This window comes from Escherichia sp. 94.0001 (genome assembly GCF_013369155.2).
Taxonomy (GTDB): Bacteria; Pseudomonadota; Gammaproteobacteria; order Enterobacterales; family Enterobacteriaceae; genus Escherichia; species Escherichia coli_F.
Window position 1 is genome coordinate 1 of record NZ_JABWMS020000343.1, and the last position, 229, is coordinate 229.

The following is a 229-nucleotide window of genomic DNA, read 5'->3' on the forward strand; positions in this document are numbered from 1 at the left end:
ATCCGGATCTTGCGGAGCGGGAAGAACTGATTCAGGGAGAACTGCCGTTTTCTGTGTCCGTGCTGATTTACGATTTGCGTTGTCCGACGGTGTTATGAGGAGGGAGGAATGGCAATATCTGCAGGTCGTCTGACACAGATGATAAGTGTTCTGAAGCCGGTGTTAACCCGTAATGCTGCCGGAGAAATGACGGAAGAATGGGTGTCATGCGGGAAAATTCATGCGGATA

Annotated in this window: 1 protein-coding gene and 1 pseudogene; both read left to right on the forward strand. The window is 50.2% G+C overall.

The window, feature by feature from the left end; all coding sequences use genetic code 11:
- Positions 1-98 (forward strand): hypothetical protein (locus HEN33_RS26725; protein ID WP_242460335.1); only part of this gene is annotated, 98 nt, incomplete at its 5' end.
- Positions 99-108: 10 nt separating this feature from the next.
- Positions 109-229 (forward strand): annotated as a pseudogene (locus tag HEN33_RS26730) (head-tail adaptor protein); the annotation flags it as partial.